The 25928-nt window shown below is 64.2% G+C and carries 14 protein-coding genes and 1 pseudogene; 1 reads left to right on the forward strand and 14 read right to left on the reverse strand.

Annotation, left to right across the window (positions count from 1 at the left end):
* The first annotated feature begins 176 nt into the window (after positions 1-176).
* Positions 177-1022, forward strand: coding sequence for an alpha/beta fold hydrolase (locus tag EO156_RS04025; protein WP_033482642.1), 846 nt, complete (start codon positions 177-179; stop codon positions 1020-1022).
* Positions 1023-1250: 228 nt separating this feature from the next.
* Here EO156_RS04025 and EO156_RS04030 read toward each other — a convergent pair whose 3' ends face one another.
* From EO156_RS04030 to EO156_RS04100, 14 genes and pseudogenes are all read right to left on the reverse strand, one after another.
* Positions 1251-3536: an EAL domain-containing protein gene (locus EO156_RS04030; protein ID WP_026007250.1), complete on the reverse strand. Its 2286-nt coding sequence runs from the start codon at positions 3534-3536 to the stop codon at positions 1251-1253.
* Between the two features lie 78 nt (positions 3537-3614).
* Positions 3615-4691 carry a chemotaxis response regulator protein-glutamate methylesterase gene (locus EO156_RS04035; protein WP_003486327.1) on the reverse strand — a complete coding sequence of 359 codons (1077 nt, stop codon included), beginning with the start codon at positions 4689-4691 and terminating at the stop codon, positions 3615-3617.
* Positions 4688-5284 (reverse strand): chemoreceptor glutamine deamidase CheD, encoded by a 597-nt coding sequence (gene cheD / locus EO156_RS04040; protein WP_003486330.1) that lies wholly within the window; start codon positions 5282-5284, stop codon positions 4688-4690. The genes EO156_RS04035 and cheD overlap by 4 nt, the downstream gene beginning before the upstream one ends.
* 2 nt (positions 5285-5286) lie before the next feature.
* Complete coding sequence (locus tag EO156_RS04045) at positions 5287-6147, reverse strand: CheR family methyltransferase (RefSeq protein WP_005914920.1); 861 nt, start codon at positions 6145-6147, stop codon at positions 5287-5289.
* Between the two features lie 247 nt (positions 6148-6394).
* The gene (locus EO156_RS04050; RefSeq protein WP_016851227.1) at positions 6395-8776 is read right to left on the reverse strand and encodes a methyl-accepting chemotaxis protein; all 2382 of its coding nucleotides are present in this window, start codon (positions 8774-8776) and stop codon (positions 6395-6397) included.
* An 83-nt stretch (positions 8777-8859) separates the two neighbouring features.
* The gene (locus EO156_RS04055; RefSeq protein WP_003486337.1) at positions 8860-9243 is read right to left on the reverse strand and encodes a hypothetical protein; all 384 of its coding nucleotides are present in this window, start codon (positions 9241-9243) and stop codon (positions 8860-8862) included.
* A gap of 454 nt (positions 9244-9697) precedes the next feature.
* Positions 9698-10180 carry a chemotaxis protein CheW gene (locus EO156_RS04060; RefSeq protein ID WP_003486339.1) on the reverse strand — a complete coding sequence of 161 codons (483 nt, stop codon included), beginning with the start codon at positions 10178-10180 and terminating at the stop codon, positions 9698-9700.
* Between the two features lie 135 nt (positions 10181-10315).
* On the reverse strand, positions 10316-11101 hold the full coding sequence (locus EO156_RS04065) for a flagellar brake protein (RefSeq protein WP_003486341.1): 786 nt from the start codon (positions 11099-11101) through the stop codon (positions 10316-10318).
* 612 nt (positions 11102-11713) lie between these two features.
* Positions 11714-14383 carry a Cache 3/Cache 2 fusion domain-containing protein gene (locus EO156_RS04075; RefSeq protein WP_033482640.1) on the reverse strand — a complete coding sequence of 890 codons (2670 nt, stop codon included), beginning with the start codon at positions 14381-14383 and terminating at the stop codon, positions 11714-11716.
* 654 nt (positions 14384-15037) lie between these two features.
* On the reverse strand, positions 15038-17299 hold the full coding sequence (locus tag EO156_RS04080) for a methyl-accepting chemotaxis protein (protein WP_029828936.1): 2262 nt from the start codon (positions 17297-17299) through the stop codon (positions 15038-15040).
* A gap of 413 nt (positions 17300-17712) precedes the next feature.
* On the reverse strand, positions 17713-19974 hold the full coding sequence (locus tag EO156_RS04085; RefSeq protein WP_016851419.1) for a methyl-accepting chemotaxis protein: 2262 nt from the start codon (positions 19972-19974) through the stop codon (positions 17713-17715).
* Positions 19975-20556: 582 nt separating this feature from the next.
* A complete protein-coding gene (locus EO156_RS04090) occupies positions 20557-23031 on the reverse strand; it encodes a methyl-accepting chemotaxis protein (RefSeq protein WP_029828939.1) in 2475 nt (824 codons plus the stop codon).
* Between the two features lie 107 nt (positions 23032-23138).
* Complete coding sequence (locus tag EO156_RS04095) at positions 23139-25379, reverse strand: methyl-accepting chemotaxis protein (RefSeq protein WP_016851350.1); 2241 nt, start codon at positions 25377-25379, stop codon at positions 23139-23141.
* A gap of 189 nt (positions 25380-25568) precedes the next feature.
* Positions 25569-25837, reverse strand: a pseudogene (locus EO156_RS04100) (hypothetical protein).
* Positions 25838-25928: the final 91 nt, after the last annotated feature.

The following is a 25928-nucleotide window of genomic DNA, read 5'->3' on the forward strand; positions in this document are numbered from 1 at the left end:
TCGTCCCGAAATGCCCGGCACTGCCGGGCATTTCGTTTTCCAGGCAATGGCTTCGTGTTGTGCTCACGACGCCCGGCGTTAAACAAATACCAGCTGACTGGATTGTGGCATTGCAACAAAAATCTGAAGTACGCAGGTCTAGAGTCCGGCCGCTCTACCACTGCCCGTTGATGCCCATGCCCACTTGCACAATCTCCGGTCAAACCCTGCATTACATGCAACACGGCCGCGGTTTCCCGGTCTTGCTTGGCCACAGTTATCTCTGGGACGCTGCGATGTGGGAGCCGCAGATCCAGGCGCTCTCGCAGCACTACCAGGTCATCGTTCCCGAGCTGTGGGGGCATGGGCAGTCAGGTCCGTTGCCGCACGGCACGCAGCAGATCGGCGATCTTGCCCGGCACATGCTGGCCCTGCTGGACGCACTGAAGTTGCCGCAGTGCGCGGTGGTCGGCCTGTCGGTGGGCGGCATGTGGGCCGCCGAGCTTGCCCTAATGGCGCCGGAGCGCGTGTGCAGCCTGGTGTTGATGGACACCTTCCTGGGCGCCGAGCCAACCGCCACGCGTGCGCGCTATTCCGCCCTGCTCGATGCGATCGAGACGGCCGGGCAGGTGACGCCTGCGTTGATCGAGGCGATCGTTCCGATCTTCTTCCGCCCCGGCATCGATCTGAGATCGGCACTGCCGGCCGCCTTTGCGCAGCGTCTGGCTGCCATGTCGGCCGAGCAGTTGCGCGCATCCATCGTGCCACTGGGCCGGCTGATCTTCGGCCGAACCAATCGACTGGATGCCCTGTCTGGACTGGATCCGGCCAACACCTTCCTGCTCGGTGGCGCCGAGGATATTCCGCGCCCGCCCGAAGAGGTGTGGATGATGGCCGAGGCAATCTGCTGCGATTACGAGCTGATCCCGGACGCAGGACATATCGCCTCGCTGGAGAACCCGGCCTTCGTCAACGCGCAGTTGCTGGGATGGCTGAAGCGGACGGTGGGTGAGACCGAGGTGGAGCTGATGCGCGTGGGATGAGGGCGATGACCTCGCCTGGTGCCCGCGGGGCGGATGCGGGTACGGCATCGGCGCGCTGCGTGGTTGGCCGTACCCTCACCCCAACCCCTCTCCCGCGGGGAGAGGGGCTTAAAGCCCTCTTCCGTAGGGAAGGGCTTGCAGCGCTGCTCTCCTGCAGGAGGGAGGGCTCGTTACTTGTCACGCCATGGCCCGCCTTTCCTGGCTGGAAGGGAGTTCGAAGCTGCGCGATTACGGTTGCGCGTCCAGCCAGGCTTCCAGTGCCGGGGCGGGTAGGGGCCGCGAGAACAGATAGCCTTGCAGCACCTCACAGCCCAGGTCGGCGAGGAACAGGCGCTGCGCTTCGTTTTCCACACCTTCGGCGACCACGTGCTTGCGCAGGTGCTCGCCGATGCGCAATACCGAGGTGGTGAGCGCGCGCGCGTCTTCGCTGTGTTCGATATCGCGGACGAAGCTCATGTCCAATTTGAGTTCGTCGATCGGCAGGCGATGCAGATGGCTCAGGCTGGAATAGCCGGTGCCGAAATCGTCCAGCGACAGCGAGATGCCGGCTTCGCGAATGGCATGCAGGTTTTCCAATACGCCCGGTTGCCCGGACAGCATCACGCTTTCGGTCAGTTCCAGGGTCAGATCGGAGGGCTGTACGCCCGTCTCGGCGATGAGCCGGAGCAGATCCGACAGCATGCGCGGACTTTCGAAACCACTCGCCGACAGGTTCACCGACACGCGTGCGACCGGCACGCCACGCTGGCGCCAGTCGGCGACCTGCTGGCAGGCGCTGCGCAGGACCCACGCGTTGATCTGCGGCATCATGCCTTGTTCTTCGGCCACGGGCAGGAAGCGCGCCGGCGACACTGCACCCAACTGCGGGTGATTCCAGCGCAGCAGCGCTTCCACGCCATAGAGCGTGTGCGGCGCGGCGCTGTGCATCTGCGGTTGGTAATGCAATTGCAGTTGATCGCGGTCGATGGCCTGACGCAGTTCCGCTTCCAGCGCAACGCGTTCTTGCGCCATGCGGTTCATGTCGGAACTGAAGAAACGGAAGCGCCCACCGCCTTCCTTCTTGGCGCGATTCATCGCCAGATCGGCGTGGCGCAGCAGGATGTTGATGTCTTGGCCATCCTCGGGAAACATCGCCACGCCGATACTGGCCGACGAATGCACGGTCATATGGCCGACCGGCAGGGGGCTGGCGATGCTGACCAACAAACGCTCGGCGGCGGCACTGGCCTGCTCTGCGCTGCATTGCGGCAGCGCAAGCGCGAATTCGTCGCCGGAGAGTCGCGCCAGCATCGCCGTGGCGGCGACCTGGTCGTTGACGCGCAAGGCGATATCGCGCAGCAGCCCATCGCCTGCGGCGTGTCCCTGGCTATCGTTGATGAGCTTGAAGCGATCGATGTTGATGAACATCAACGCGGCCGGTTCGCCTGCGTATTCGGCCTGCGTCAGCGCCTGCTCGGCACGCGCGCTGAACATGATGCGGTTGGGCAGGCCCGTGAGCGTGTCGTAGAACGCCAGTTGATGCACGCGCTGGCGGATCTGCTCGCGTTCCAGCGCCAAGGTGCACAGCTGCTGGCACAAATCGGTGAGCCGCATATGCCAGGCATCGGCACGTTGCGGCTTGCGGTAATACAGCGCGAAGGTGCCAAGCACGCGCGCGCTGTTGGAGCGGATCGGCGTGCTCCAGCAGGCGCGCAGGCCCCAAGGCAAGAGGGTGTCGCGATACGCTTCGAACAATGGGTCGGTGGCGATGTCTTCCACCATCACCGCGCGACCGCGCCAGGCCGCGGTGCCGCAGGCGCCTGTGCCCGGGCCGATCTTCAAGCCGTTGACCGCATCGGCGTATTCGGGCGGCAGGCTGGGCGCAGCCAGCGAATGCAGGCGACCTTGATTGTCCGCACTCATCACCGTGGCCAGCACGTCCGGTGCGATGCGTTCGACCTCGGTGCAGATCAGCGTCATCACCTCGATCAACGGGCGTTCCTGCACCAAGGCTTCCAGCACTCGGTGCTGCAATACCTCGTGCATCTTGGTGTCGGTGATGTCGGTCAATACCGCCACGTAATGCGAGGGAGCGTGGTTGGCGTCGTAGATCGGGTTGAAGTTGAGCGAGATCCACAGCGGTGTGCCGTCCTTGCGATAGACCAGCAAGTCGGCGCGGGTGTGCTGCAAGGCATCGGCGCGATCGCGAACGCGGGCGACCTCGCTTTGGTCGCTTTGGGCGCGGGTCAAGACATCGGAGGGACGCAGACCGACCAGCTCGGCTTCGGTGTAGCCGAACATGCGCTGGAAGCCGTCGTTGGCGTACAGCAGGCGCGATTGCAGATCGCAGATGAGAATGGCGCTGCTGCTGCCATCGAGGGCTTCTGCGAGCAGGCGCCCACGGCACTGCTCGGGCTGCTCGCCGGCCTTGGCCATGCCGGCGGTGACCGGGCCGGGCCTGACCAGACCAGCGCTTGGGGCGTTGGCATGGATTGGCTCAGCCGTCAGCGGCATGCCGTCCATCGCTGCATCCACGCCAGCGCCCGCCGCGCTTCCCGGTGCTGGAGGAAGCGTTTGGTTGGTCGGGTGCGAGGGATGCGCGGCCATGCCGGATCAGCGCGCCTGCGCCGACAATGCGAGCAAGCGCTCGGCTACGCGGTCCAGCGGCACCACTTCCTGTGCGGCGCCAAGCTTGTACGCCGCACCGGGCATGCCCCAGACCACGCTGCTGGCTTCGTCCTGCACCAGCGTCGGCGCGCCGGCCTGCAGCATTTCCAGCAGGCCGCGTGCGCCGTCGTCGCCCATGCCGGTGAGGATGGCGCCCACCGCATTCGGGCCGGCATTGGCGGCAACGGAACGAAACAGCACGTCCACTGCCGGTTTGTGGCGATTGACCGGCGGACCGTCGTCGATACGGCAGCGCCAACGCGCTCCGTCGCGAATGATGCGCAGATGCTGGCCGCCCGGCGGCAGATACGCATGACCTGGCAGGATCGCCTCGCCATCGGTGGCTTCGCGTACCGACATGGCCGAATGGCGGTTGAGGCGCTCGGCGAATGCGGTGCTGAAGCTGGCAGGCAGATGCTGGGTCATCACCACCGCGGGCGCATCGGCGGGCATGTGTTCGAGCACCACGCGCAGCGCTTCGGTACCACCGGCGGAGGCGCCGATGGCGATCAAACGGTCGGTCGTGCGAAAGCGCAGCGCGCTGCCGGCCACCGGTGCCGATTGCATATCCAGCGTGACTTTGGGCGCGCTCGGGCGATTGAGTGCGCTGACCTTGGCCTTGGCGGCCATTTTGACCTTGCTGACGATCTCTTCGGCGTAGCCTTCCAGCCCGCGTGCAACGTCGATCTTGGGCTTGGACACGAAGTCCACGGCGCCCAGCGACAAAGCCTGCAAGGTGGTGTCGGCGCCGCGCTCGGTCAGCGATGAAATCATCACCACCGGGGTAGGGCGCAGGCGCATCAGGTTTTCCAGAAACACCAGGCCGTCCATGCGCGGCATTTCCACATCCAGCGTGATGACGTCTGGATTGAGGCGCTTGATCTTTTCCCGCGCCAGCAACGGGTCGGCGGCCGAGCCGACCACTTCGATGCCGGCGTCGCGCGACAAAATTTCGGTGAGCATCTGACGCACGACCGCCGAATCGTCGACGATCAATACACGCACAGGAGTTTCCAGCGTCATTCGAACAACTCCACTCCACCGGTAACCGGTGCTTTGGACAGACGGGCGCGCACGGCCGATTCGGTGGCGGCGACTTCGGCTTCGTGTGCGTGCGGCAAACGCTGCACGACGACGCGGCCAGTCGTCGCGAAGAACCACACCTTGCGCGGATGGATGCCACACAGGTCTTCAGCGATGATGGGAATATGTTCGGCCTGCAGGTACTGGCGCACGAACTCGGCGTTGCGGGTGCCGACCGGGTTGCTGGTGAAGCCCTTCAACACGTTGGCGCCACCGAAGACCTTGGCTTCGATGCGTTTGCGGTGGGCGCCGCGCTTGAGCATGTCGTTGATCAGCAGCTCCATGGCATAACTGCCATAGCGCGTAGGTGCGCCATCGCCGACCTGGCCTTCCGGCAACAGAAAGTGGTTCATGCCGCCGATCTTGAGCACCGGGTCGCGCAGACAGGCTGCAACGCACGATCCCAAGGTGGTCGTCAACGCGGTGTCGTCGTCCACCACCAGGTATTGGGTGGGCAGCAGTTTGGCGGCAATGGTCTGGAACCGCGAATCGCGGTAGCGCATGACGTCGTCGACTTGCACGGCAGTACTCATGCTCACGCTCCTGCGCGCGGTGCGCGCCGATACAGCGTGCGCCCGCACGGCTGGATCAGATCGGCCGCGTGCAGGTAGTTCTCCGAGTGCCCGGTGTAGAGCAGGCCGTCGTCGCCCATGTGGCTGACCAGGCGCGACAGGATGCCGCGCTGGGTGGGCTTGTCGAAGTAGATCATCACGTTGCGGCAGAACAGTGCCGCATACGGACCGCCGACATCGTAACGCGGCGCCAGCAGATTCAACTGGCGGTATTCGATGAGCTGGCGCAACGCCGGAATGACCCGACATTTGCCTTCATTGGGGCCGCTGCCGCGCTGGAAGTACTTGCGCTTGATCGCTGCATCCAGCGAGGCGACGCGGTCGATGGCATAGACGCCGCGCGATGCGGTTTCCAGTACCTGGGTGTCGACGTCGGTGGCGACGATGCTCACTGGCGGGGTCAGCGTGCCGAAGGCTTCGCAGGCGGTAATGGCGATGGAATAGGGCTCCTCGCCGGTGGAGGCGGCGCACGACCAGATCTTCAACGGCGCCTGCGAGGCGCGCTTTTGCAGTTCTTCGCGCAGCTTGTCGAAATGGTGCGGCTCGCGGAAGAACGAGGTCAGGTTGGTGGTCAGCGCATTGGTGAATGCCTGCCATTCTTCTTCATCGTTGCCGGCTTCGAGCTGGTCGAGGTAATCGCGGAACGAGCGCAGGCCGAGCACGCGCAGACGACGCGACAGGCGGCCATACACCATGTCGCGCTTGGCTGGCGCCAATGCGATGCCCACACGCTGGTAGATCAGATCGCAGACGCGCTTGAAGTCGCGGTCGCCGAAATCAAATTCGCGTGTGTCTGAAGCGGAAGTCGTAGTCGTCATATCCATACGCGTCGTTAGCTATAACTGGATATCGGCCACGGAGCCGCGCAACTGAAGCGCTAATGCGTGGATTGGACGCGGTTGTGTTCGCTACCTCGTCCGATGGGGACGGCGGCTGTTGATGGGATGCTTGGAGGGCAAAGACGCCCCATCGGCGTGCTGCCGCATCGTACGCGCGAGGACCAGCGTCGGTGCCTGGCCTAAATGCACAACGCCCCGGCAATGCCGGGGCGTTGTGGGTGACAGCGGTGAATCAGAACTCTTGCCAGTTACCGTCGGCCAGCGCGGCCTGGGATGTGGCTGGCCGTGAGGCGCTCGCTGCTGCGCGCGCTACCGGCCTGGTGGCGCTTTTCACTGCAACCGGGCGCGAGGTGATCGGGCGTACGCGTGCGCTCTGCGGCGCCTGCGCAGCCGAGTCGTCCAGCTTGAACACCGACACCGCTTCGGCCAGATGACCTGCCTGCTCTTCCATCGAGCGGGCGGCGGCAGTGGCTTCTTCCACCAGCGCGGCGTTCTGCTGGGTGGTTTCGTCCATCTGGGTGATGGTCTGGTTGACCTGCTCGATCCCGGACGATTGCTCCTGTGAAGCGGCAGAGATCTCGCCCATGATGTCGGTCACGCGTTGCACGCTGGCCACGATGTCGGCCATGGTGGCGCCGGCCTTGCGCACCAGTGCCGAGCCTTCGGCCACCTTGTGCACGGAGTCGTCGATCAGGCCCTTGATCTCCTTTGCCGCACCGGCCGAACGCTGTGCCAGCGTGCGCACCTCGGAGGCGACCACGGCAAAACCGCGACCCTGTTCGCCGGCACGCGCCGCTTCCACCGCTGCATTCAACGCCAGGATATTGGTCTGGAACGCGATGCCATCGATGACGCTGATGATGTCGGCGATCTTCTTGGACGAGGCTTCGATGCCGGACATGGTGGTGACCACTTGCGACACCACTTCACCGCCTTGCGAGGCCACGCCGGTGGCGCCGATGGCAAGCTGGTTGGCCTGACGGGCGCTTTCGGCATTCTGCTTGACGGTGGAGGTGAGCTCCTCCATCGAGGCGGCGGTTTCTTCCAGATTGGCGGCCTGCTGCTCGGTACGGTGCGACAGGTCGCTATTGCCCGAGGCGATTTCGCCGGCGGCCGAATTGATCGCGGTGGACGACATCTTGATGCGCCCGACGATGTCGGCCAGCTGCTCGGCGGTGGCATTGGCATCGTCGCGCATCTGCGCGAACACGCCGCTGAACTCACCATGCATGCGCACGGTCAGGTCACCACGCGACAGCGCGGACAGCAGGGTCGAGATCTGTTCCAGGCTGCCGGCATTGGCATCCAGCAAACCGTTGAGCTGCTGCGCCAACTGCAGGAAGAAACCCTGCTTGCCGTCGGTTTCCACACGCCCGCTCATGTCGCCGCTGGCGGCCGCGCGCACGATGCGGGCCACTTCTTCTTCCACCTGCACTTCGATGGTGCGGTCGCGCCATTCGCAGACTTCGCCGCTGGTCTCGCCCTGTTCGTTCTTGATCGAGGTGACGGTCTGCGCCAGCACCACTTCGCCGAAACGCTCTTCGAAGCTGGTGACGCCATCGCGTTCCAGCGCGGCAATGGCCTTGCGCACGGTCGCATCCGACAGACCCAGGTAGCTGATGTGCTGGCCGATGACCTTGCTCGCGTCGAACTCGGACGATGCCAGGCGGATGCTGCTTTCGTACTGCGCTACGATCTTCTTGAAGGCATCGTTGGCGTAGATCATCACGCGTTCGGGATCGGTGATGAAGGTGCCGGTCGAGGACTTGTCCAGCGCGGTGCGGATGCGCAGGTTTTCGTCGGCAATCTCCTGGTCGCGTTCGATGCGTTCCTTCAGGTCGCGCTGCATGCGCTGCATGGAGCGCATCAACTCGCCCACTTCGTCCTGGCCCTGCACGTTGATCTGGCCGTCCAGCTTGCCGCCGGCAATTTCGGTGGCCGTGGTGACCGCGCCGCGCATGCTCTTGACGATGGAACGGGCGAACAGGAAGGCCAGGCCCAGGCCGCCGGCGATGCCGATCAACAGCACCACCAGGGTCAGCGTGACGGAAGTGGCGTGGACCTTTTCGGCCTTGGTCTTGGCCGCCTGCGCGAGCAGGTTGTCTTCGGCAATCAAGGCGGCCAGCGAATCCTTGGCCTTGTTGTGCAGGGTACGGGTTTCGCCGACGAAGGTGTCGATGGCGTCGTCGGGCAGATTCAGCTCCATCATTTCGTCGACGCTGGCATAGGAGGCGGACGCCTTCTTCCAGTCCGCCACGAACACGTCGAACAGCTTCTTCTGTTGCGGGCTTTCGATCAGGCGCGGGTAGTCCTTGATGGTGGCTTCGATCTCGCCATTGAGCTTCTTGGCGCGGACCTTGGCCTCCTGCTTGACCGAATCGCTGGCGCGCACCAGGTTCTGGTAGGCCGCATTCCGGTATTCGCCGAGCATGCCGCGCAGATCGCCTGCCTCGCGCACGCTGGACATGGTGTTGCCGGCCAGGTCGCGGGTGACGTTATTGAGCGACGCCAGACCCGAATAGGCGATGACGCCCTGGACGAGCATGATCAGCAGCACGATGCCGAACGCCAGCATCAGCTTGGGCATCAGTTTCAGATTGTTGATCCATTGCATTGACACGATTCCCCGTAGAAGTCAGTCCGCATAGCCGCAACAGCACATCGCCACGCGCAAGGGCGTGGCGATGTGCGAGGCGATTACTTGATGGTGGCGAGCTTCAGGCTGGCCGGGGAGCTGACTTCGATTTCGGCGCGCGAACTGTCGCGCTGGATCTTGCCGAGGACGCAGACGTCCTTACCTTCGAGCGTTTCCGGGGCGAAGCTGAACTTGCCGCGGTTGGCGCCGTCGATGCGTGCGGAGAAGGTGTGGCGCGGGAACATGCCGCCCATGTACAGGAAGGTAGGTTCGCCTTCCGAGCTCTGCGCGTACTTGGCCTTTTCGACCTTGCCGCACACCATGCCGTCCTTGCCGACGAAGCGCGTCGCCATTTCCGGCGGAATCATTTCCTGCGACTGAGCCGACAGCGTGGGAGCAACGATGACAAGAGCAGCGACGGGGAGGAGCGAGAGCAGGAACTTCATAGGGATTCTCCAGAAATCAAAAGTCGAACGGTGACCCGTTGTGTGGACGCGGGCTTCATTCAGCTATCGGCTAACCGCCGTTCAACTTGAATCCAGAAAACGTGATTTTTATCTCAGTTCGATCGCGTGGTGCGTCGCGTGTCGGGAGCTTCCTGACACGCGATCGTCGTAGATGCGGTCGCGCCAAAGCGTTGCGGCCGCCGGAGCGGTGCAGCGGGTGCCGGGCTGCGCCTGTACCTTGACGGTGGCTACCGAACGGAGCGAATCAGCCACCGGGTGGGTGCGGGCGGGGCGCGGAAGCCGGAGCGCACGTGTGCTACCTCGGGATTCCGAGCACCAACCGCGCCTTCTGGCGGCTGGGCAGTCGTTTGGTAGCCGCCTGTCGTACATGGCGGCTCCTGCATTCCTCTACACCTCTCCGGCGACCGCAGGCGAGGCGACACAGCCGTTTGAATCAGGCGGCTTCTTCGACCAGTTGCTGACCCAGCTCGGTGCTGTCCAGCAGGGTTTCGATATCCAGCAGGATCAACATGCGATCGTCCTGGGTGCCGATACCGGAGATGAAACGGGTGTCGACCGACGCACCGAATTCGGGGGTAGGCCGGATCTGGTCGTCGTTGAGCGGAATCACGTCGGACACGCTGTCCACGACGATGCCGACCACGCGGTCCTCGACGTTGAGCACGATCATCACGGTGAAAGCGTCGTAGCGCGCTTCTTTCAGGCGCAGCTTCAGGCGCAGGTCGATCACCGGCACGATGGTGCCGCGCAGGTTGATCACGCCCTTGATGTAATCCGGCGCGTCGGGCAGACGGGTGACCGAATCGTAGCCGCGGATTTCCTGCACCTTCAGGATATCCACGCCGTAGTGTTCTTCGCCCAAAGCGAAGCTGAGGAATTCACCACCGGTGCCGGTGGCAGTGCTTTTATCGTTCATGGAAACTCCGGGCGTTGCGGCTAAGTGTCGGGTTGAGGCAGGGCTGCGGCAGCAGAGACGGATGCGGGATGCCCTAGCAACATCGGCGGGGTAGGCGGCAACTTTAGGTGCCGGCCCCGCGTGGTACGCGAGGGTTCAGAACACGCCGCTCTTGCGCGCATTGCGCTGGCGGTCGACACGGAAAATGTAGCGCTGGATGGTTTCGTCGGCGCCGCGCGGCAGGTCGCTGAACTGCATGCCGATCCGGAAGCCTTCGCTGCCGTTGGGCAGGGCCTGCTTGTGCTGGCTGCATACGGTCAGCGGCAGCGTGATCGGGGCGGTGTCGGGCAATTGCAGGATGCAGTTGCGGTAGGTGCGTTGCAATTCGAGCAAGGGCATGCCGTCGGTGAGAGACACCGCCAGGCCGCCGCTGCTGATGTCGATCACGCGTAGCTGCAGGTTGAACTCGTTTCCCTGCGCGGCTTCCTGGCGAATGGTGCAGACGGGCGAATCGGTGATCGGCGTTTCCAGCCGATACGATTCGCGCCGCTGCATGTGGTACATCGCAACTGGCAGGTCGACGCGGAAGGCGACGTGGATGTCGCGATCGATCCGCTCGGCCTTTTCCAGGCGGAAGCGGATGTTCACCCGTTCCAACTGGGCGTAGCACAACAGGTATTTGGCGCCTTCGATGGCGCGGTTGGAAGCATCGTTATGGCTGCCGTCCAGGATCACGCAGTCGTCGTCTTCGTCCACTTCCAGCACGGCGGTGGGCACGGCCATGTCGCGGCCGGCCACATGCATGGTCACGATGGCGCGTTGATCGAGCAGCTGGCGCAGCAATCCACGGATCTGCCGCTTGTTGCGCAGCAGGTAGCGCTCGTCACCTTCGGCGAGGTGATCGGTGTCGTGGTCCAGCTCTGAGGTATCGCCTTGGGACATGGGCACAAGCACAGTGGAAGCGGGAAGGCGCCTGGCGGGTTGTCCCGGCGTCGCCTTGATATCGGCGGCAAAGCCAAATCTTTAAGGCGGCTGACGAAACTCTATGCCAGTCGGTGGCAAGGACCAGTCGCGATGGTCTGTGTGCAGAGCGTTCAGCCAAGCAAGCATCAGCGTCTGGCGCGAAGTCTTCGTTCTTCAATACGCCACCAGACAACTATCTGGTGAGGGCACCGAACCCTCGACGTCTTCTCGCTTGCTGCGGGGCCCCTTGCCCGCCCACCATCGCAGGACACGCTACAAGTACGTCCCTGTCAGCGCCGTGGCGGCATCCATGCCGCCAAGGGTCCCGCGACGGTGGGCGGGCAAGGGCCAGTCGCGTTGGTCGGTGTGCAGAGTTTTGAAACCAGCCAGCAACCGCCGACGAGGTGTCCCTCGCTCGTCAACAAACCACTGGCCAACTGTCTGGTGCGGTGTCCTTGCCGATTGCAGGACCGTTGGCGGCATGGATGCCGCCAACGAGCCCCATGGACGGGTTCACGGCGTGTCCGGCGGGCGGCGAGGGCACCGCGCACTCGACGCTGCGACGTTGCTGCAGGTCGTCGTGTTGGCGTCTCAGCTATAGGCGTGGCGTGCATTGGCCAGCAGGGTACTGAGGCGGTCCTGCGGCTCCAGGCGGAACACTGCGACCGCATCGACCAGCTGCGCGGCCTGGTCTTCCATCGAGCGTGCGGCGGCGGTGGCTTCTTCCACCAGCGCGGCGTTCTGCTGGGTGGTTTCGTCCATCTGGGTGACGGTCTGGTTGACCTGGGTGATGCCCGCGGCCTGTTCGCGCGAAGCGCTGGTGATTTCGCCCATGATGTCGGTGACGCGCTGCACCGAGGTCACCACCTGCTGCATGGTGCTGCCAGCTTCGGAAGCCAGTGCCGCGCCGTTGCCGATGCGGGTCACCGAGTCTTCGATCAGGTGCTTGATCTCCTTGGCCGCGCCGGCCGAGCGCTGTGCCAACGTGCGAACCTCCGAGGCCACGACGGCAAAGCCACGGCCCTGTTCGCCGGCACGCGCGGCTTCCACCGCCGCGTTCAAGGCCAGGATATTGGTCTGGAAGGCGATGCCGTCGATGACGCTGATGATCTCGGCAATCTTTTTCGACGAGGCGTCGATATCGGCCATGGTGGTAACCACGCGGTTCACGACGTCGCCGCCCTTTGCCGCCACACCGGCAGCATCCAGCACCAGGCGATTGGCCTGGTCGGCGTTGTCGGCGTTCTGCTTGACGGTCGCGGTGAGTTCTTCCATGGAGGCTGCTGTTTCTTCCAGCGCGGCCGCTTGCTGTTCGGTGCGACGCGACAGGTCGCCGTTGCCGGTGGCGATCTCGGTGGCGGCCGAATTGATCGTCAGCGAAGCGTCCTTGATGCGGCGCACGATACCGGCCAACTGGTCGGCGGTGGCATTGGCGTCGTCGCGGATAGTGGCGAATACGCCCTGCAGCGCGCCGTCCATGCGCGCGGTCAAATCGCCTTGCGACAGTGACGAGAGCAGGCCGGAGACGCGCGACAGACCGTCGGCGTTGTTGTCCAGCAGCGTGTTGAGCTGTTGGGTCAGCAGCAACAGGAAGCCATGCTTGCCGCGCACGTCGATCCGTTCGCTGAGGTCGCCGGCGGCGGCGGCTTCCACCACGAGCGCGACTTCCTGTTCCACCTGCACTTGCTGGGTACGGTCGCTCCATTCGACCACGTAGCCCATGCGCTCGCCGGTCGCAGCCACGACCGGGCTGACCACTTCCTGCACGATGCGGCCGCCGATTTCGATCTGTGCGGTGTGCGTGCTCTTGAGTTGATCCAGCAGGCGTGATTGCTCGGGATTGCGATGGAACTGGTCGATGCGGGTCGTGCTCAATGCCGTGGCATCGAAGTTGGGCAGGTCGTGTCGCAGGACGTCCTGCATTTCCGACAGCATGCGCTGCAGCGGGCGATTGACGTAAATGATGCGGCGCTCGGCGTCGGCGATCATCACATTGGTGCTGACGTCGTCCAAGGCGGTGCGCACGCGCAGTGCTTCGCTGGCGATCAGGTGGTCGCGTTCCAGGCGCGCGCGCAGGTCATCGCGCATGGTGCGCGCGTTGAGCAGCAGCCGGCCGAGTTCGTCATGCCGGTCGATTTCGATCGGGTTGTCCAGGCGGCCGGCCGCCACGTCGCCGAGCACGCGTTCCACCGCCAACAGCGGGCCGGTGACCATCTTGCGCGCGGCGATGAACACCACCGCGATGCACAGTGCTAGCACCACCAGCGAGAACAGCAGCATGCTGCCCATCAGCGCGTCCAGCGGGCCGTCGATGGCACTGCGCGGTTGCGCGCCGATCACCGCCCACTGCCACGGCGCATAGCGCTGTGCGGTGACTTCAAACGCCTGGCTGGCGCCCTTGGCATCGCGCAGCTGCAGGCTGGCGCTGGGCTGCTTGCCGTCCAGCACTGCCTGCAACAGGGCCTGCTGTTCGGCCGGCACCAGTGCCGCCAATGTGGCCGGGGTGCCCGGCGGAGCCGCGATGACCTGGCCCTGGTGATCGCCCGGCGCCATGTCGACGATCACGAAATAGCCGTCCTGGCCCAGTTTGGTGGTGCTGACCTGGGCCTTGAGCGCGGCCAGGCCCTGGGTGTAGTTACGCCCGACGAACAGCGCACCAATGACCTCGCCGGCGGCATCGCGCAGCGGCTGGTAATGGGTCATGTACTGCTCGCCGAACAGCTGCGCCTGGCCGGTGAAGCTCTTGCCTTGCGACAGGGCGGCGTAGGCCTTGCCCTTGCGATCGAGCAGGGTGCCGATGACGCGTTCGTCCTGCTTGTTGCGCAGCGAGGTGGTGATGCGCACGAAGTCGTCGCCGGTACGGGCGAAGATCGTGGCAACGCCGCCGGTCGCCTTGGCAAAGCGGTCCACGGCGTCGACATTGAGATTCAGTGCCTGGTTGCCGGCATGTAGCGACGGGGTGTTCTGTTGGCCGATGGTCACCGTGCTGGCGCTATCGAGTTCGCGCGCGCCGGCGGGGAGCATGTCGTCGAACACGCTGCCCAGACGCTGGGTGCCTTCGCTGAGGGTGACGTCGTACATCGCCACCGACTGCTGCATCAGCCGGGTGCTGGAGCGCAGTTCGGCCTTGACCTGCGATTCGATATCGCCAGCGGACTGGCGATAGATGGTCAGGGCCAACAGCCCCAGCGAGGTGGCAATGACCAACGTGAGCAGTGCGGAGAGCCGCGTACCGACCGAGAGTCGGCTGAAGGATTGCATGAGGAATCGGCCTTGCCCGGGGGAGGGCGTTACGAATACGTGAACTTGATAGCGGCCGTTTATGCTCGAAATTGATTGTTGCCGTTGAAATCAGCACAAAATTGAGCGTTCCATTCAGTATTCGATGGCTGAAAGCGGTTTCATAACGTGTGCCTCGTCGTCGGCAATTGTAAATTTCGGGTGAAATTAGGATGCTCTTGAGGGACCCGACGGGCCGCGTATCGCTGGCGAAAAGCACGTCTTGCAGCTGCCATCGGAGCACCATCTTGTGCAACCAATCCGATGGCTGCGCAGCCGTCGAGCGGTTGCGACCTGGGGCTTGGAATTCGCTCCCATGCCTCGGTTCCGATGCATCGCTCCTCCTGGAGATTGCGCATGCGGTTTATCGGTTGCCGCACTGGGAGGGCGGCACAAAAAAAGGGCCGCTTCCCCTCGCAAGGGAAGCGGCCCACAAGATCTGCGGAGCGCGGATCAAAGGCTCTCGAAACGTGTGTGTGTGGCTGGACAACGGTGTTACGTGAAACGCGCATCGGCAGCTGCGACTGGGTGACGATGAGGACGGCAGCCGATTGCGCCACAGGGACTAAAAACGATCCCGGTGTCTGTGCCGGTCGCCCACCACTGCCGGCGACCGATGAGCTCTGGCGCTGCCGCTTAAAACTCCTGCCAATTGACACCGCCAACGGTCGACGCGGTTGCACCGACCGCCACGCGCGGCGGTGTCGCCGCGGCCACGGCGGCACGTGCAGCCGGGCGCGTCGCCGGCCGCTGGTGGCCCACTGCGCCGGCGATGGCCGATAACCTGCGTGCCACCGGCGCGTTCGCATCGACCTTGAAGACCGCCACCGCTTCGGTGAGTTGCTGTGCCTGTTCTTCCATCGCGCGCGCGGCGGCAGTGGCTTCTTCCACCAGGGCAGCGTTCTGTTGGGTGGCTTCATCCATCTGCGTGACGGTGAGGTTGACCTGTTCGATGCCGGCCGATTGTTCCTGCGACGCGGCGGAAATTTCGCCCATGATGTCGGTGACGCGCTGCACCGATGAGACGATTTCGGCCATGGTGCGGCCGGCCTGGTCCACCAGCAGCGAGCCGTCGGTGACGCGCTGCACCGAGTCGCCGATCAGATCCTTGATCTCCTTGGCGGCGGCCGATGAACGCTGCGCCAGCGTGCGCACCTCACTGGCCACCACGGCAAAGCCGCGGCCTTGCTCGCCGGCACGCGCCGCTTCCACTGCGGCATTCAGGGCCAGGATATTGGTCTGGAACGCGATGCCGTCGATGACGCTGATGATGTCGGCGATCTTCTTCGACGAGGCCTGGATGCCAGCCATGGTGTCGACGACCTTGCCGACGACCTCGCCGCCTTGCGACGCGACGCTGGCCGCACCGATGGCCAGTTGATTGGCCTGACGTGCGCCTTCGGCGTTCTGCTTGACGGTCGAGGTGAGCTCTTCCATCGAGGCAGCGGTTTCTTCCAGGTTGGCGGCCTGCTGTTCGGTGCGCTGCGACAGGTCGTTGTTGCCGGCGGCAATCTCGCTGGCGGCCGCATTGATCGAGACCGCCGAGGTCTGGATGTGCCCGACGATGCCGGCCAGTTGCGTGACCGTGGCATTGGCATCGTCGCGCATCTGCGCAAACACACCGTGAAATTCACCGCTCATGCGCGCAGTGAGATCGCCCGCAGCAATCGCCTGCAACATGCCCGACAACGCCTGCAGGCTACCATCGGCGGTGGCCATCAGCTGATTGAGGCTCTCGACCATGATGCGGAAGTCGTACTGGAACTGCGCTGCGTCGCCCCGTGCACTGAAGTCGCCGGCCGCAGCGGCTTGCGCCAGCTGCTTGATCTGCTGACTCATCGCGGCCAGGTTGTGTTTGACCTGCGCCATGGTCTGGGTGAGTTTGGCCTGTTCGCCGGGCAGGGCCTCCATGTCGTCGCTGAGGTCGCCGATCGCATAGCGGCCCATGATCTGCGCCAGGCGCGCGGTCACCTGGATGTGGCTGTCGACCAGCGCGTTGGTGTCGCCGGCCATGCGGCCGTAGTCGCCGGGGAAACCGCCGGCATCCATACGGAAGCTCACCTGGCCGGCATCGTGGCGCTTGGCCATGTCCAGCTGCGCGGTAATGAGGTTGCGCACCTGCGACTGCATCTTGTCCATGGCCTGCAACAGACGGCCGGTTTCGTCGCTGGCATCGCTGTGCACGGCGTTATCGAGCTTGCCCTCGGCAATCGCTTCGGCAGCGCGGGTGGCGCGGCTCAGCGGCCGGGTGAGGCTGCGGGTGATCAGCAAGCCCAGGGTTCCACTCAGCAATACCACCATCAGCGAACCGCCGACCAGCAACTTGCGCGAATCGTCCATCGACTGCAGCGCCACGCCGGCTGCTTCGGAGGCGAGCTTGTCCTGAAGGGCGATGTTCTCGCCGATCTTGTCCTGCCACTTTTGCAGCGCGGGCGCGGCTTTGGTGAGCAGCAACGGCAAGGCTTCGTCGCTGTGGCCGGACATCACCAGGTCGATGATCTGATTGTTCAATTCGCGTACTTGCGGAGTGAGGCGATCGATGTCGTCCCGGATGACTTGGCCAGGCGGCGAGACCGGCATGGCGTACAGGGCTTCGCGCGCTTTTGAATAGTCGGCACGCGCGGCCTTGATCTTCTCGATGAATTTCAGATTGTCTTCATTGCTGGTCGGCAACACGACATTGCGCAGCTCCGAAGCGATGACGTAATTGGCATTCATCATGTCGTTGGAGAGGCGGATCTTGGTCATGTTCTGGTGCACCAGGGCATCCACCAGCGCACGTGCGGAGCTCAGCCCGCGATACCCGATGAAGGCGATGAACCCGGACAGCAGGATCAACACGATGAAGGCGGCAGCCAGGCGCGGCCCGACATTGAAACGCAGCAAAAGAGAGGTCATAAGATCGCTCGACTCAAAAGGGTAGGAGGGCGGGTGCGTCGACAGTCCTGCAAGGTGCGCTGCGCTCGCGTCTGTTTGTCATCACGCCTGCTGGTAACGGCGCGGCCTGCAGTCAATTGAGCGAGCTAGATGAGCTGATAAAGCGGGTTCTCAGGCAAGTGATGGACGCGTGCTGGCAAGCACTACGTGATTCCATCATTAGGCAAAATTCCGCGTTTTAGTCGATGAAAAACCGTGTTTCTGGCCGATTCGCGTGATCCCATAATTCACGATGTCGCATGACAGCTCACATGCTCTGCACACGTCATGCGCTGCGACTGGGCGCCTGACGCTGACTCGTGCATCGCCACGACAGCCGTTTGCGACGGACTGTCTTGGCGATGCTGCCGATGCGATCAGAACTCCTGAGGCGATTAGAATTCCTGCCAATTGCTCGAATCTGCATTCGATGCTGCGCTGCCCGCAACGCTGCGACGTGCCGATGCGGCCGCCGGGATGACGCGTGCTGCCGGGCGCGGAGCGAAGCGGGCATTGGCCGGTGCGCTGGCAATGGCGGACAACTGGCGTGCCACCGGTGCGTGCGCAGCCACCTTGAAGACCGCCACCGCTTCGGTCAGCTGCTGCGCCTGTTCTTCCATCGCACGTGCGGCAGCGGTGGCTTCTTCCACCAGGGCGGCGTTCTGCTGCGTGGTTTCGTCCATCTGAGTGACGGTCTGGTTGACCTGTTCGATACCCGCGTACTGCTCCTGCGAGGCCGAGGAAATCTCACCCATGATGTTGGTGACGCGCTGCACGCTGGCGACGATCTCGGCCATGGTGGTGCCGGCCTGATCGACCAGGGTTGCGCCTTGCGTGACCTTTTCGACCGAGTCGTCGATCAGGTGCTTGATCTCCTTGGCGGCACCGGCCGAACGCTGCGCCAGCGTGCGGACTTCAGACGCGACCACCGCAAAACCACGGCCCTGTTCGCCGGCACGCGCCGCTTCCACTGCCGCGTTCAAGGCCAGGATATTGGTCTGGAACGCGATGCCGTCGATGACGCTGATGATCTCGGCGATCTTCTTGGACGAGCCCTGGATGTCGGACATGGTGGTGACCACCTTCGCCACCACGTCGCCGCCTTGCGAGGCAACCGCAGCAGCGCCAATGGCGAGCTGGTTGGCCTGGCTGGCGTGTTCGGCGTTCTGCTTGACGGTGGAGGTGAGCTCTTCCATCGAGGCAGCGGTTTCTTCCAGGTTGGCGGCCTGCTGTTCGGTGCGCTGCGACAGATCCTGGTTGCCGGAGGCGATTTCGCCCGAGGCTAGGCCGATCGCATCGGCCGCGATCTGGATGCGGCCGACGATACTGGCCAGTTGTTCGGCGGTGGCATTGGCGTCGTCGCGCATCTGTGCGAACACACCCTGGTACTGGCCGCTCATGCGTGCGGTGAGGTCGCCGGCAGCGATCGACTGCAACAAGCCAGAGAGCGATTGCAGGTTGCCGTCGGCGGTGGCCATCAAGGTGTTGAGGCTTTCCACCATGATGCGAAAATCGAACTGGAACTGCTCGGCATCGCCGCGCGCGCTGAAGTCGCCGTTGGCCGCGGCCTGCGCCAGCTGCTTGATCTCGGTGTTCATGGTCGACAGGTTGTGCTTGACCTGGTTCATCGCCGCGGTGATGGCCGCCTTCTCGCCGGGCAGCTGCTGCATGTCTTCGGACAGGTCGCCGATGGCATAACGCTCGATCAGGTGGATGGTCTGCATCTTGACCTTGATGTGCGCGGCCACCAGCTCGTTGGTGTCATGGGCCATGCGGCCGAAATCGCCCGGGAATGCGCCGGCATCCATGCGGAAGCTGATCTGGCCTTCTTCATGGCGCTTGGCCATGCCCAGCTGTGCGGCAATCAGATTGCGCAGCTGGCCCTGCATGTCGTTCATGGCATGCAACAGGCGACCGGTCTCGTCGTTGAAGTTCGCGCTGACGTCGTTGTCCAGTTTGCCTTGGGCAATGGCTTCGGCGGCGCGCGTGGCGCGTGTCAGCGGAACCACCAGGCTGCGTGTGATCAACCAGGCGAGCACGCTGCTGATCAGCACCACCGCCAGGCCGCCACCAATCAACATGGCACGGCCGCGGGCCATCGCCGTGGTGGCCAGCGCATTGGCCTCCTGGGCGCGTTGGCGCTGCAGCGCCGAATATTCCAGCAGCGTGTCCTGCCATGCCTGCGTGGCGGGTGCGGCACGTTGCAACAGCAAAGGCAGGGCCTGGTCCGCCTTGCCGGCAAGACCCAGGTCGATCACCTGCTGGTTGAGCGCGCGGGCGGCCTTGTTGTTGGCATCGATCCTCTCACGCAGCGCCTGGGCGGCAGGCGTTGCCGAGAAGGTGTAGAGCTTCTCGCGTGCATCCTTGTAGATGCTGCGCTGGTCTTCGATGATCGCAGCGAAGCGACGATTCTCCGCATCGCTGGTCGGCAACACGATGTTGCGTAGCTGCACGGCAATCACCGACACCGCGTTGTTCATTTCCTGCAACCGCTGGACGATCACCATGTTGCGGTTGGTGAGCGTATCCAGGGTCTGGCGCGCCTGCGCCAGCGTGTACAGGCCAGCCACGACCAGGGCGCAGGACAGCAGGATCAGCGTGCCGAAGGCGAAGCCCAGGCGCTTGCCGACGTTGTAGCGTTGAAGAAGAGCAATCATGGTTGGGATCTCGAGAGCGATGGGCAGAAAGGGGGCGGTGCGCTGGGCGGGAGGCGTACTGGGTACGCTGGTGGCGCCGAAGCGGGCGTGCGTCGAACCGATCCATCGAGCGTTGCGACATCAAAGGGTCGTAACGCTGGCGATTGCAGGGCAGGTACGCGTGCTTGGGGTTGGTAACGGCACTGTGTCGGTGCTGCTGAACTCGCTAGGCCAGGCGCGTATGGGTCGGCGTCACCGAGGTGAGGCTGGTGTGCACAACCGCCTGGAAATGCCTGTCAAAAGAGGCATCTCAGTGATTCCAAAGACTCGTGCTTTCACTTCTTGCTCACGCGCCTGACCGTCGCTCAGCCCTTCGAAATCCAAAGCGGCTTGGCGTCTGGCGTGTACCTGCACCATCGCGCAGGGCTGGTCGACGCCTGCGCGCGTGTCGTAGAGCTCTGCTGATCGCACTGCGCATAACGCGTGCGCGTCAGTGATGTGCAAAGTTGCGCCGTTGCCTGATCGATGCGGGCAGCGGGCAGTCACTAAAGTGGGACGCATGCGTGCGCGCAGCGTCCCAGGGCAGATCGACCGCCGGTCGCTCTAGGCAGCGTGGCCCAGGCGGCGACGCGCAGGCCCGGCCTGCAACTGGAACACAGAGACCGCATCGCGCAATTGCTGCGCCTGTTCTTCCATCGAACGGGCGGCGGCGGTGGCTTCTTCCACCAGTGCGGCGTTCTGCTGGGTGGCCTGATCCATCTGCGCGATGGTCTGGCCGACCTGTTCGATGCCTTGCGACTGCTGCTGCGAGGCCTCGCTGATCTCATGCATGATGGTGGTGACGTTCTGCACCGAGTCGACGATGTCCTGCATGGTGCGACCGGCCTGGCCCACCAACTGGTTGCCGTGTTCGACCCGGCTGACCGAGTCCTCGATCAGTTGCTTGATCTCTTTTGCCGCACCGGCCGAGCGTTGCGCCAGCGTGCGCACTTCGCTGGCCACGACTGCAAAGCCGCGGCCCTGTTCGCCGGCGCGCGCCGCTTCCACCGCGGCGTTCAAGGCCAGGATATTGGTCTGGAAGGCGATGCCGTCGATCACGCTGATGATGTCGGCGATCTTCTTGGATGCAGCCTGGATGCCGGCCATGGTGCCCACGACCTCACCCACTACCGCACCGCCTTGCGAGGCGACCGTGGCCGCACCGACCACCAACTGGTTTGCGCGGCGCGCATGCTCGGCGTTGTTGCGCACGGTGGAGGTGAGTTCTTCCATCGAGGCAGCGGTTTCTTCCAGATTGGCCGCTTGCTGTTCGGTGCGTTGCGACAAATCCTGATTGCCGGTGGCAATTTCGCTGGCGGCGTCGTTGATGGCATTGGTGGACTGCTGGATGCGCCCGACGATATTGGCCAGCTGGGTCACGGTAGTATTGGCATCGTCGCGCATGCGCGCGAACACGCCGTGGAAGTCGCCGTGCATGCGGGCGGTGAGGTCGCCCGCCGCGATCGCCTGCAATACCGTCGAGAGCGCGTGCAGATTCGCATCGGAGGTGGCCATCAATTGATTGAGGCTGTCCACCATCGCGCGGAAATCGTACTGGAAGCGCTGTGCGTCGCCGCGCACGCTGAAATCGCCATTGGCTGCGGCCTGCGCAAGCAGCTTGATCTCGCTATTCATCGCCGACAGGTTGGCCTTGACGGTATCCATGGTGTCGGTGAACACCGCCTTTTCGCCAGGCAGGCGCTCCATGTCCTGGCTCAGGTCGCCGATGGCGTAGCGCGACATGATCTGCGCAAGTTTCATCTTGACTGCAATGTGCGAGCCCACCAGCGCGTTGGTGTCGCGCACCATGGTGGCGTAGGCACCGGGGAAACTGTCTGCCTGCATGCGGTAGCTGATCTGGCCGGCGTCGTGGCGCTGCGCCATTTCGCTTTGCGCGCTGAGGACGCGCTGCAGTTGCCCTTGCATCTGGCGCATGGTGTCGAGCAATTGACCGGTTTCGTCGCGGCCGGCGGCACTGACCTGATCGTCCAGCTGGCCCTGCGCGATATTGGCTGCCACCGTCGCGGCGCGGCGCACATTGCGGGTCAGGCGCGACAAGGTATACCAGCACAGCGCGGCGATCAGCAGCGCCAGCACCGACAGGCCGGCGATCGCTTGCCACATCGCGTTGCGTGCGTCGACCAGGTGACGTTCGGATTGTCGCTGCAGCGCCTGCAGGGAGACGTTGCTGAGTTCCCGCATGCTCTGGCCAAGCGCATCGAGTGCGGCATTCCACTGCGCGTCGGCCTTGGCATCGCTGCCCTCCAAGGCGGTACCCAGTGCGGCCAGTGCGGCGCGTGACTGGGTGGCTTCGACCTTGGCGGCATCGGCCAGGGCAGGGTCGGGCTGCTCCAGCAGGCCCATCGCCTTGTCCAGCTCATGGCGGAAACGCACATGGTTTCGGGCAAGTTGATCGAGCTGCTCGCGCAGCATGGCGCGGCTGTCGCCCGCCTGCGAGGGGTCGCTGGCGGCGTCCAGACGAGTCAGCGATTCGGTGGTCTCGGGGCTGTAGATCAGCGTGGAGACCACCAGGTGATAGCTCTCGATGTACGGGGTGTAGACCAGCTGGCTGTCGTCGCGTAATGCATCCAGCGCGGCAAAGGCCTGTTCGCTCACGGCGGCGTAGCCCTCCGCGGCGGCACCTGCAACATGGCGCTGCTGCAGGGCCAGCAATTGCTTCTGGCTGCGTTCGAAGCCGGGAAGCTTGGCCGTGGTGGCGAGCAGTTGGGTGAGATCGCGCGCGGCGCGCTGGGCGGCGTCTTTGGCGGTGCTGCCGCTATCTACGTGGGCTGCGTGCAGGTCGGTGATCAGGCCCAGCATTTGCCCAAGCGGCGCATAGCTGCGCAATTCGTTGCTGCTGATGGCGACGCTTTCGTTGAGCTTGCCGCGATAGAGCAGCACCGGAATGACCAGCCCCACCAACGCAAGCACGCCGATGATGCCGAGTTTTCTGGCGATGGCCAGGTCGTCCCAACGGCGGGTCCAGCGGCGTGGGGACGCTGGAACGGTCTGCGGCGACAGCGTGGGTGAGGTGGTCATTGATGCGTCTCATGGATGTAAGCAGGCTATCGGCTAACGACGCGTACGTCTTTAGCGAGTCGGCAGCGCTGCCGACCAGTCCGGTTCATTCAGTGCTGGCGACCTGTTCAGAACTCTTGCCAACTACTGTCGTTGCCTGGCGCAGCGACCACGGCGCGCAGCCTGGCGGCAGGAACGCGGCCGGCTGCCACCGCCTTGGCCGCAAGCGCCGGCGTTGCTGCCGGGCGTCGTGATGCTGCACGCGATGCGTCGTTGCTGTCGGTCTTGAAGACCGCCACTGCCTCGGTCAATCCGAGCGCCTGTTCTTCGAGTGCGCGGGCGGCGGCCGTGGCTTCTTCCACCAGTGCGGCGTTCTGCTGGGTGGTTTCGTCCATCTGGGTGACGGTCTGGTTGACCTGCTCGATGCCGGCCGACTGCTCCTGCGAGGCCGCGGAGATCTCGCCCATGATGTCGGTGACGCGCTGCACGCTGGACACGATCTCGGCCATGGTGGTGCCGGCGCTGTGCACCAGCAGCGAGCCTTCGGCGACGCGTTGCACCGAATCGTCGATCAGGCTCTTGATCTCCTTGGCCGCTGCGGTGGAGCGCTGCGCAAGCGTACGCACTTCGCTGGCCACCACGGCAAAGCCGCGGCCTTGTTCGCCGGCACGCGCCGCTTCCACCGCGGCGTTGAGCGCCAGGATGTTGGTCTGGAACGAGATGCCATCGATGACGCTGATGATGTCGGCGATTTTCTTGGACGAAGACTCGATCCCGCTCATGGTCTCGACCACCTTGCCGGCGATCTCGCCGCCTTGCGACGCAACGCGGGCGGCGCCGATGGCGAGCTGGTTGGCCTGGCGTGCGCTTTCGGCGTTCTGCTTGACGGTGGAGGTGAGCTCCTCCATCGAGGCAGCGGTCTCTTCCAGGTTGGCGGCCTGTTGTTCGGTACGCTGCGACAGATCCTGGTTGCCGGCGGCGATTTCGCCGGTGGCCGCGCCGATGTTGCCGGCCGCGCCCTGGATCCGCACCACGATACGCGTGAGCTGTTCGGTGGTGGCGTTGGCGTCGTCGCGCATCTTGGCGAACACACCGTGGAAGTTGCCGTGCATGCGGGCGGTGAGATCGCCGGCGGCGATGGACTGCAACAGCGCCGACAAGCTGCCCAGGCTGGTGTCGCTGACCTCCATCATCGCGTTGAGATCCTGCACCATGCGCAGAAAATCGTGCTCGAACCGCTGCGCATCGCCGCGTGCGCTGAAGTCGCCGGCAGCCGCCGCGCTGGCCAGGCGCTGGATCTCGGTGTTGATCGCCAGCAGGCTGGCTTTGGCCGCATCCATCGATTCGTGCAGCACCGCGCGGCTGCCCGGCAGGCGCCGTGCATCGCGGCGCAGATCGCCACGGGCGTATTCGTTGAGCACTTCGATGGCATCGACGATGGCATCCAGGTGCTCGAACATCATGGTGTTGATGCCCTTGCTCAAGTCGCCATACACGCCGGGGAAGTCCTGCGGCATGCGGTGGCTGATGTCCTTGTCGGCGTGCAGCTCGATCATTCGCGTGGTTTCGCTGGAGAAACGTTGCAACTGCGTCTGCATCTTGGCCATGGCGCTGAGCAGCCGGCCGGGCTCGTCGGTGGCGGTGGTGTGCACATTGCTATCCAGGCGGCCCTCGGCGATGGCCTCGGCGGCACGGGTGGCGCGGTTCAAGGGCTGGGTCAGGCTGCGGGTGATCAGCCAGGCCAGCAGGCCACTCACCAAAATGACCGCAATGCCGCCGGCGATCAGCAACGCCCGGCCACGATCCATCGCGGCATTGGCATCGGCATAGGCCGCCGCGCCACGGGTGCGCTGGCGCGCGGCATATGCATTGAGCGCGTCCTGCCATTGCTGGTTCGCCGGTACGGCCTGCTGCATCAGTGCCTTGAGCGCCTCGTCGGGCTTGTAGTTCATGCCCAGGTCCAACACCTGCTGATTGGCGACACGCGCTTTTTCGCGAGCAAGATCGATCTGCCGACGCATTGCTGCACCATTGGCATCGGATGGCGGGATGGCGTACAGCTTGTCGTGGATGTCGCTGTAGTACTGCCGTTGCTGCTCGATGATTTTTGCGAAGCCGATGTTCTCTTCCTGCGTGGTCGGAAGCACGATGTTGCGCAGGTTGATTGCAATGTCCGCACTGGCGGTGCGCATCTCGCCGACGTACTCGAGGATGGTCATATTGCGCTTGACGATCGACTCCATGCGCCCACGCGCTTGCGCCAGGGTCATCAGGCCAGCGGCCACCAGGCCGCAGGACAGCAGGATCAGGAAGCCGAACGCAGCGGAAAGGCGGGTGCCGACGTTATAGCGTTGGAGAAAGCCGATCATGAAACATACCTGCCGGAAAGGAGGAAAAGGAGGCGGTTCGAGGCAAACGGCGGCGGCCTCGCGATCACGGTCGGCACCCGCTGCAAGCGGGGGACGGCCGCGTGACGTTTGGCGCTGGTCGCCCGCGTCGGCTCCGTCCCGATTGCAGGGCAGGTAGCGGCGACTCGGTCGTATACTTGAGCTCGCTATTTAGCTTTTGTTATAGCTGGCATCGTTCCCTGGAGCAGGGAACGATGCTTGCCGATGCAAGGCCATACCGCGTGAGGTGCAGTGGCGATGAACGCGCGTGCGCAGGGAAGGGCGCCCGACGTGCATGCCGGTCGTCGCGGCGTTGCCGCCGTGCGACTGGTGTTCCAGCTGCTCTTTGGGAAGCGACCGATCAGAAAATGGGCAAGCTGGCCGACGCGTGCCGGCGGCATCGACTGCAGGCGAGACTCGCCTTGGCGGTTCGACGTGATCCAGGCGCAGCAGTCTGGCCCATCGCCAGCGGGGCCCGTCAATGCAATGAGGGCCCGATCTAGCGCATGCGGTTGCATGTGCGCGATCGGG

This window comes from Xanthomonas sp. DAR33341 (assembly GCF_003992815.1).
Taxonomy (GTDB): Bacteria; Pseudomonadota; Gammaproteobacteria; order Xanthomonadales; family Xanthomonadaceae; genus Xanthomonas; species Xanthomonas cissicola.

Coding starts and splice junctions, on each gene's coding strand:
- EO156_RS04025 (WP_033482642.1), top strand. CDS start 177: ATGCCCACTTGCACAATCTCCGGTCAAACCCTGCATTACATGCAACAC.
- EO156_RS04035 (WP_003486327.1), bottom strand. CDS start 4,691: ATGACGCTGGAAACTCCTGTGCGTGTATTGATCGTCGACGATTCGGCG.
- cheD (WP_003486330.1), bottom strand. CDS start 5,284: ATGAGTACTGCCGTGCAAGTCGACGACGTCATGCGCTACCGCGATTCG.
- EO156_RS04045 (WP_005914920.1), bottom strand. CDS start 6,147: ATGGATATGACGACTACGACTTCCGCTTCAGACACACGCGAATTTGAT.
- EO156_RS04050 (WP_016851227.1), bottom strand. CDS start 8,776: ATGCAATGGATCAACAATCTGAAACTGATGCCCAAGCTGATGCTGGCG.
- EO156_RS04055 (WP_003486337.1), bottom strand. CDS start 9,243: ATGAAGTTCCTGCTCTCGCTCCTCCCCGTCGCTGCTCTTGTCATCGTT.
- EO156_RS04060 (WP_003486339.1), bottom strand. CDS start 10,180: ATGAACGATAAAAGCACTGCCACCGGCACCGGTGGTGAATTCCTCAGC.
- EO156_RS04065 (WP_003486341.1), bottom strand. CDS start 11,101: ATGTCCCAAGGCGATACCTCAGAGCTGGACCACGACACCGATCACCTC.
- EO156_RS04075 (WP_033482640.1), bottom strand. CDS start 14,383: ATGCAATCCTTCAGCCGACTCTCGGTCGGTACGCGGCTCTCCGCACTG.
- EO156_RS04080 (WP_029828936.1), bottom strand. CDS start 17,299: ATGACCTCTCTTTTGCTGCGTTTCAATGTCGGGCCGCGCCTGGCTGCC.
- EO156_RS04085 (WP_016851419.1), bottom strand. CDS start 19,974: ATGATTGCTCTTCTTCAACGCTACAACGTCGGCAAGCGCCTGGGCTTC.
- EO156_RS04090 (WP_029828939.1), bottom strand. CDS start 23,031: ATGACCACCTCACCCACGCTGTCGCCGCAGACCGTTCCAGCGTCCCCA.
- EO156_RS04095 (WP_016851350.1), bottom strand. CDS start 25,379: ATGATCGGCTTTCTCCAACGCTATAACGTCGGCACCCGCCTTTCCGCT.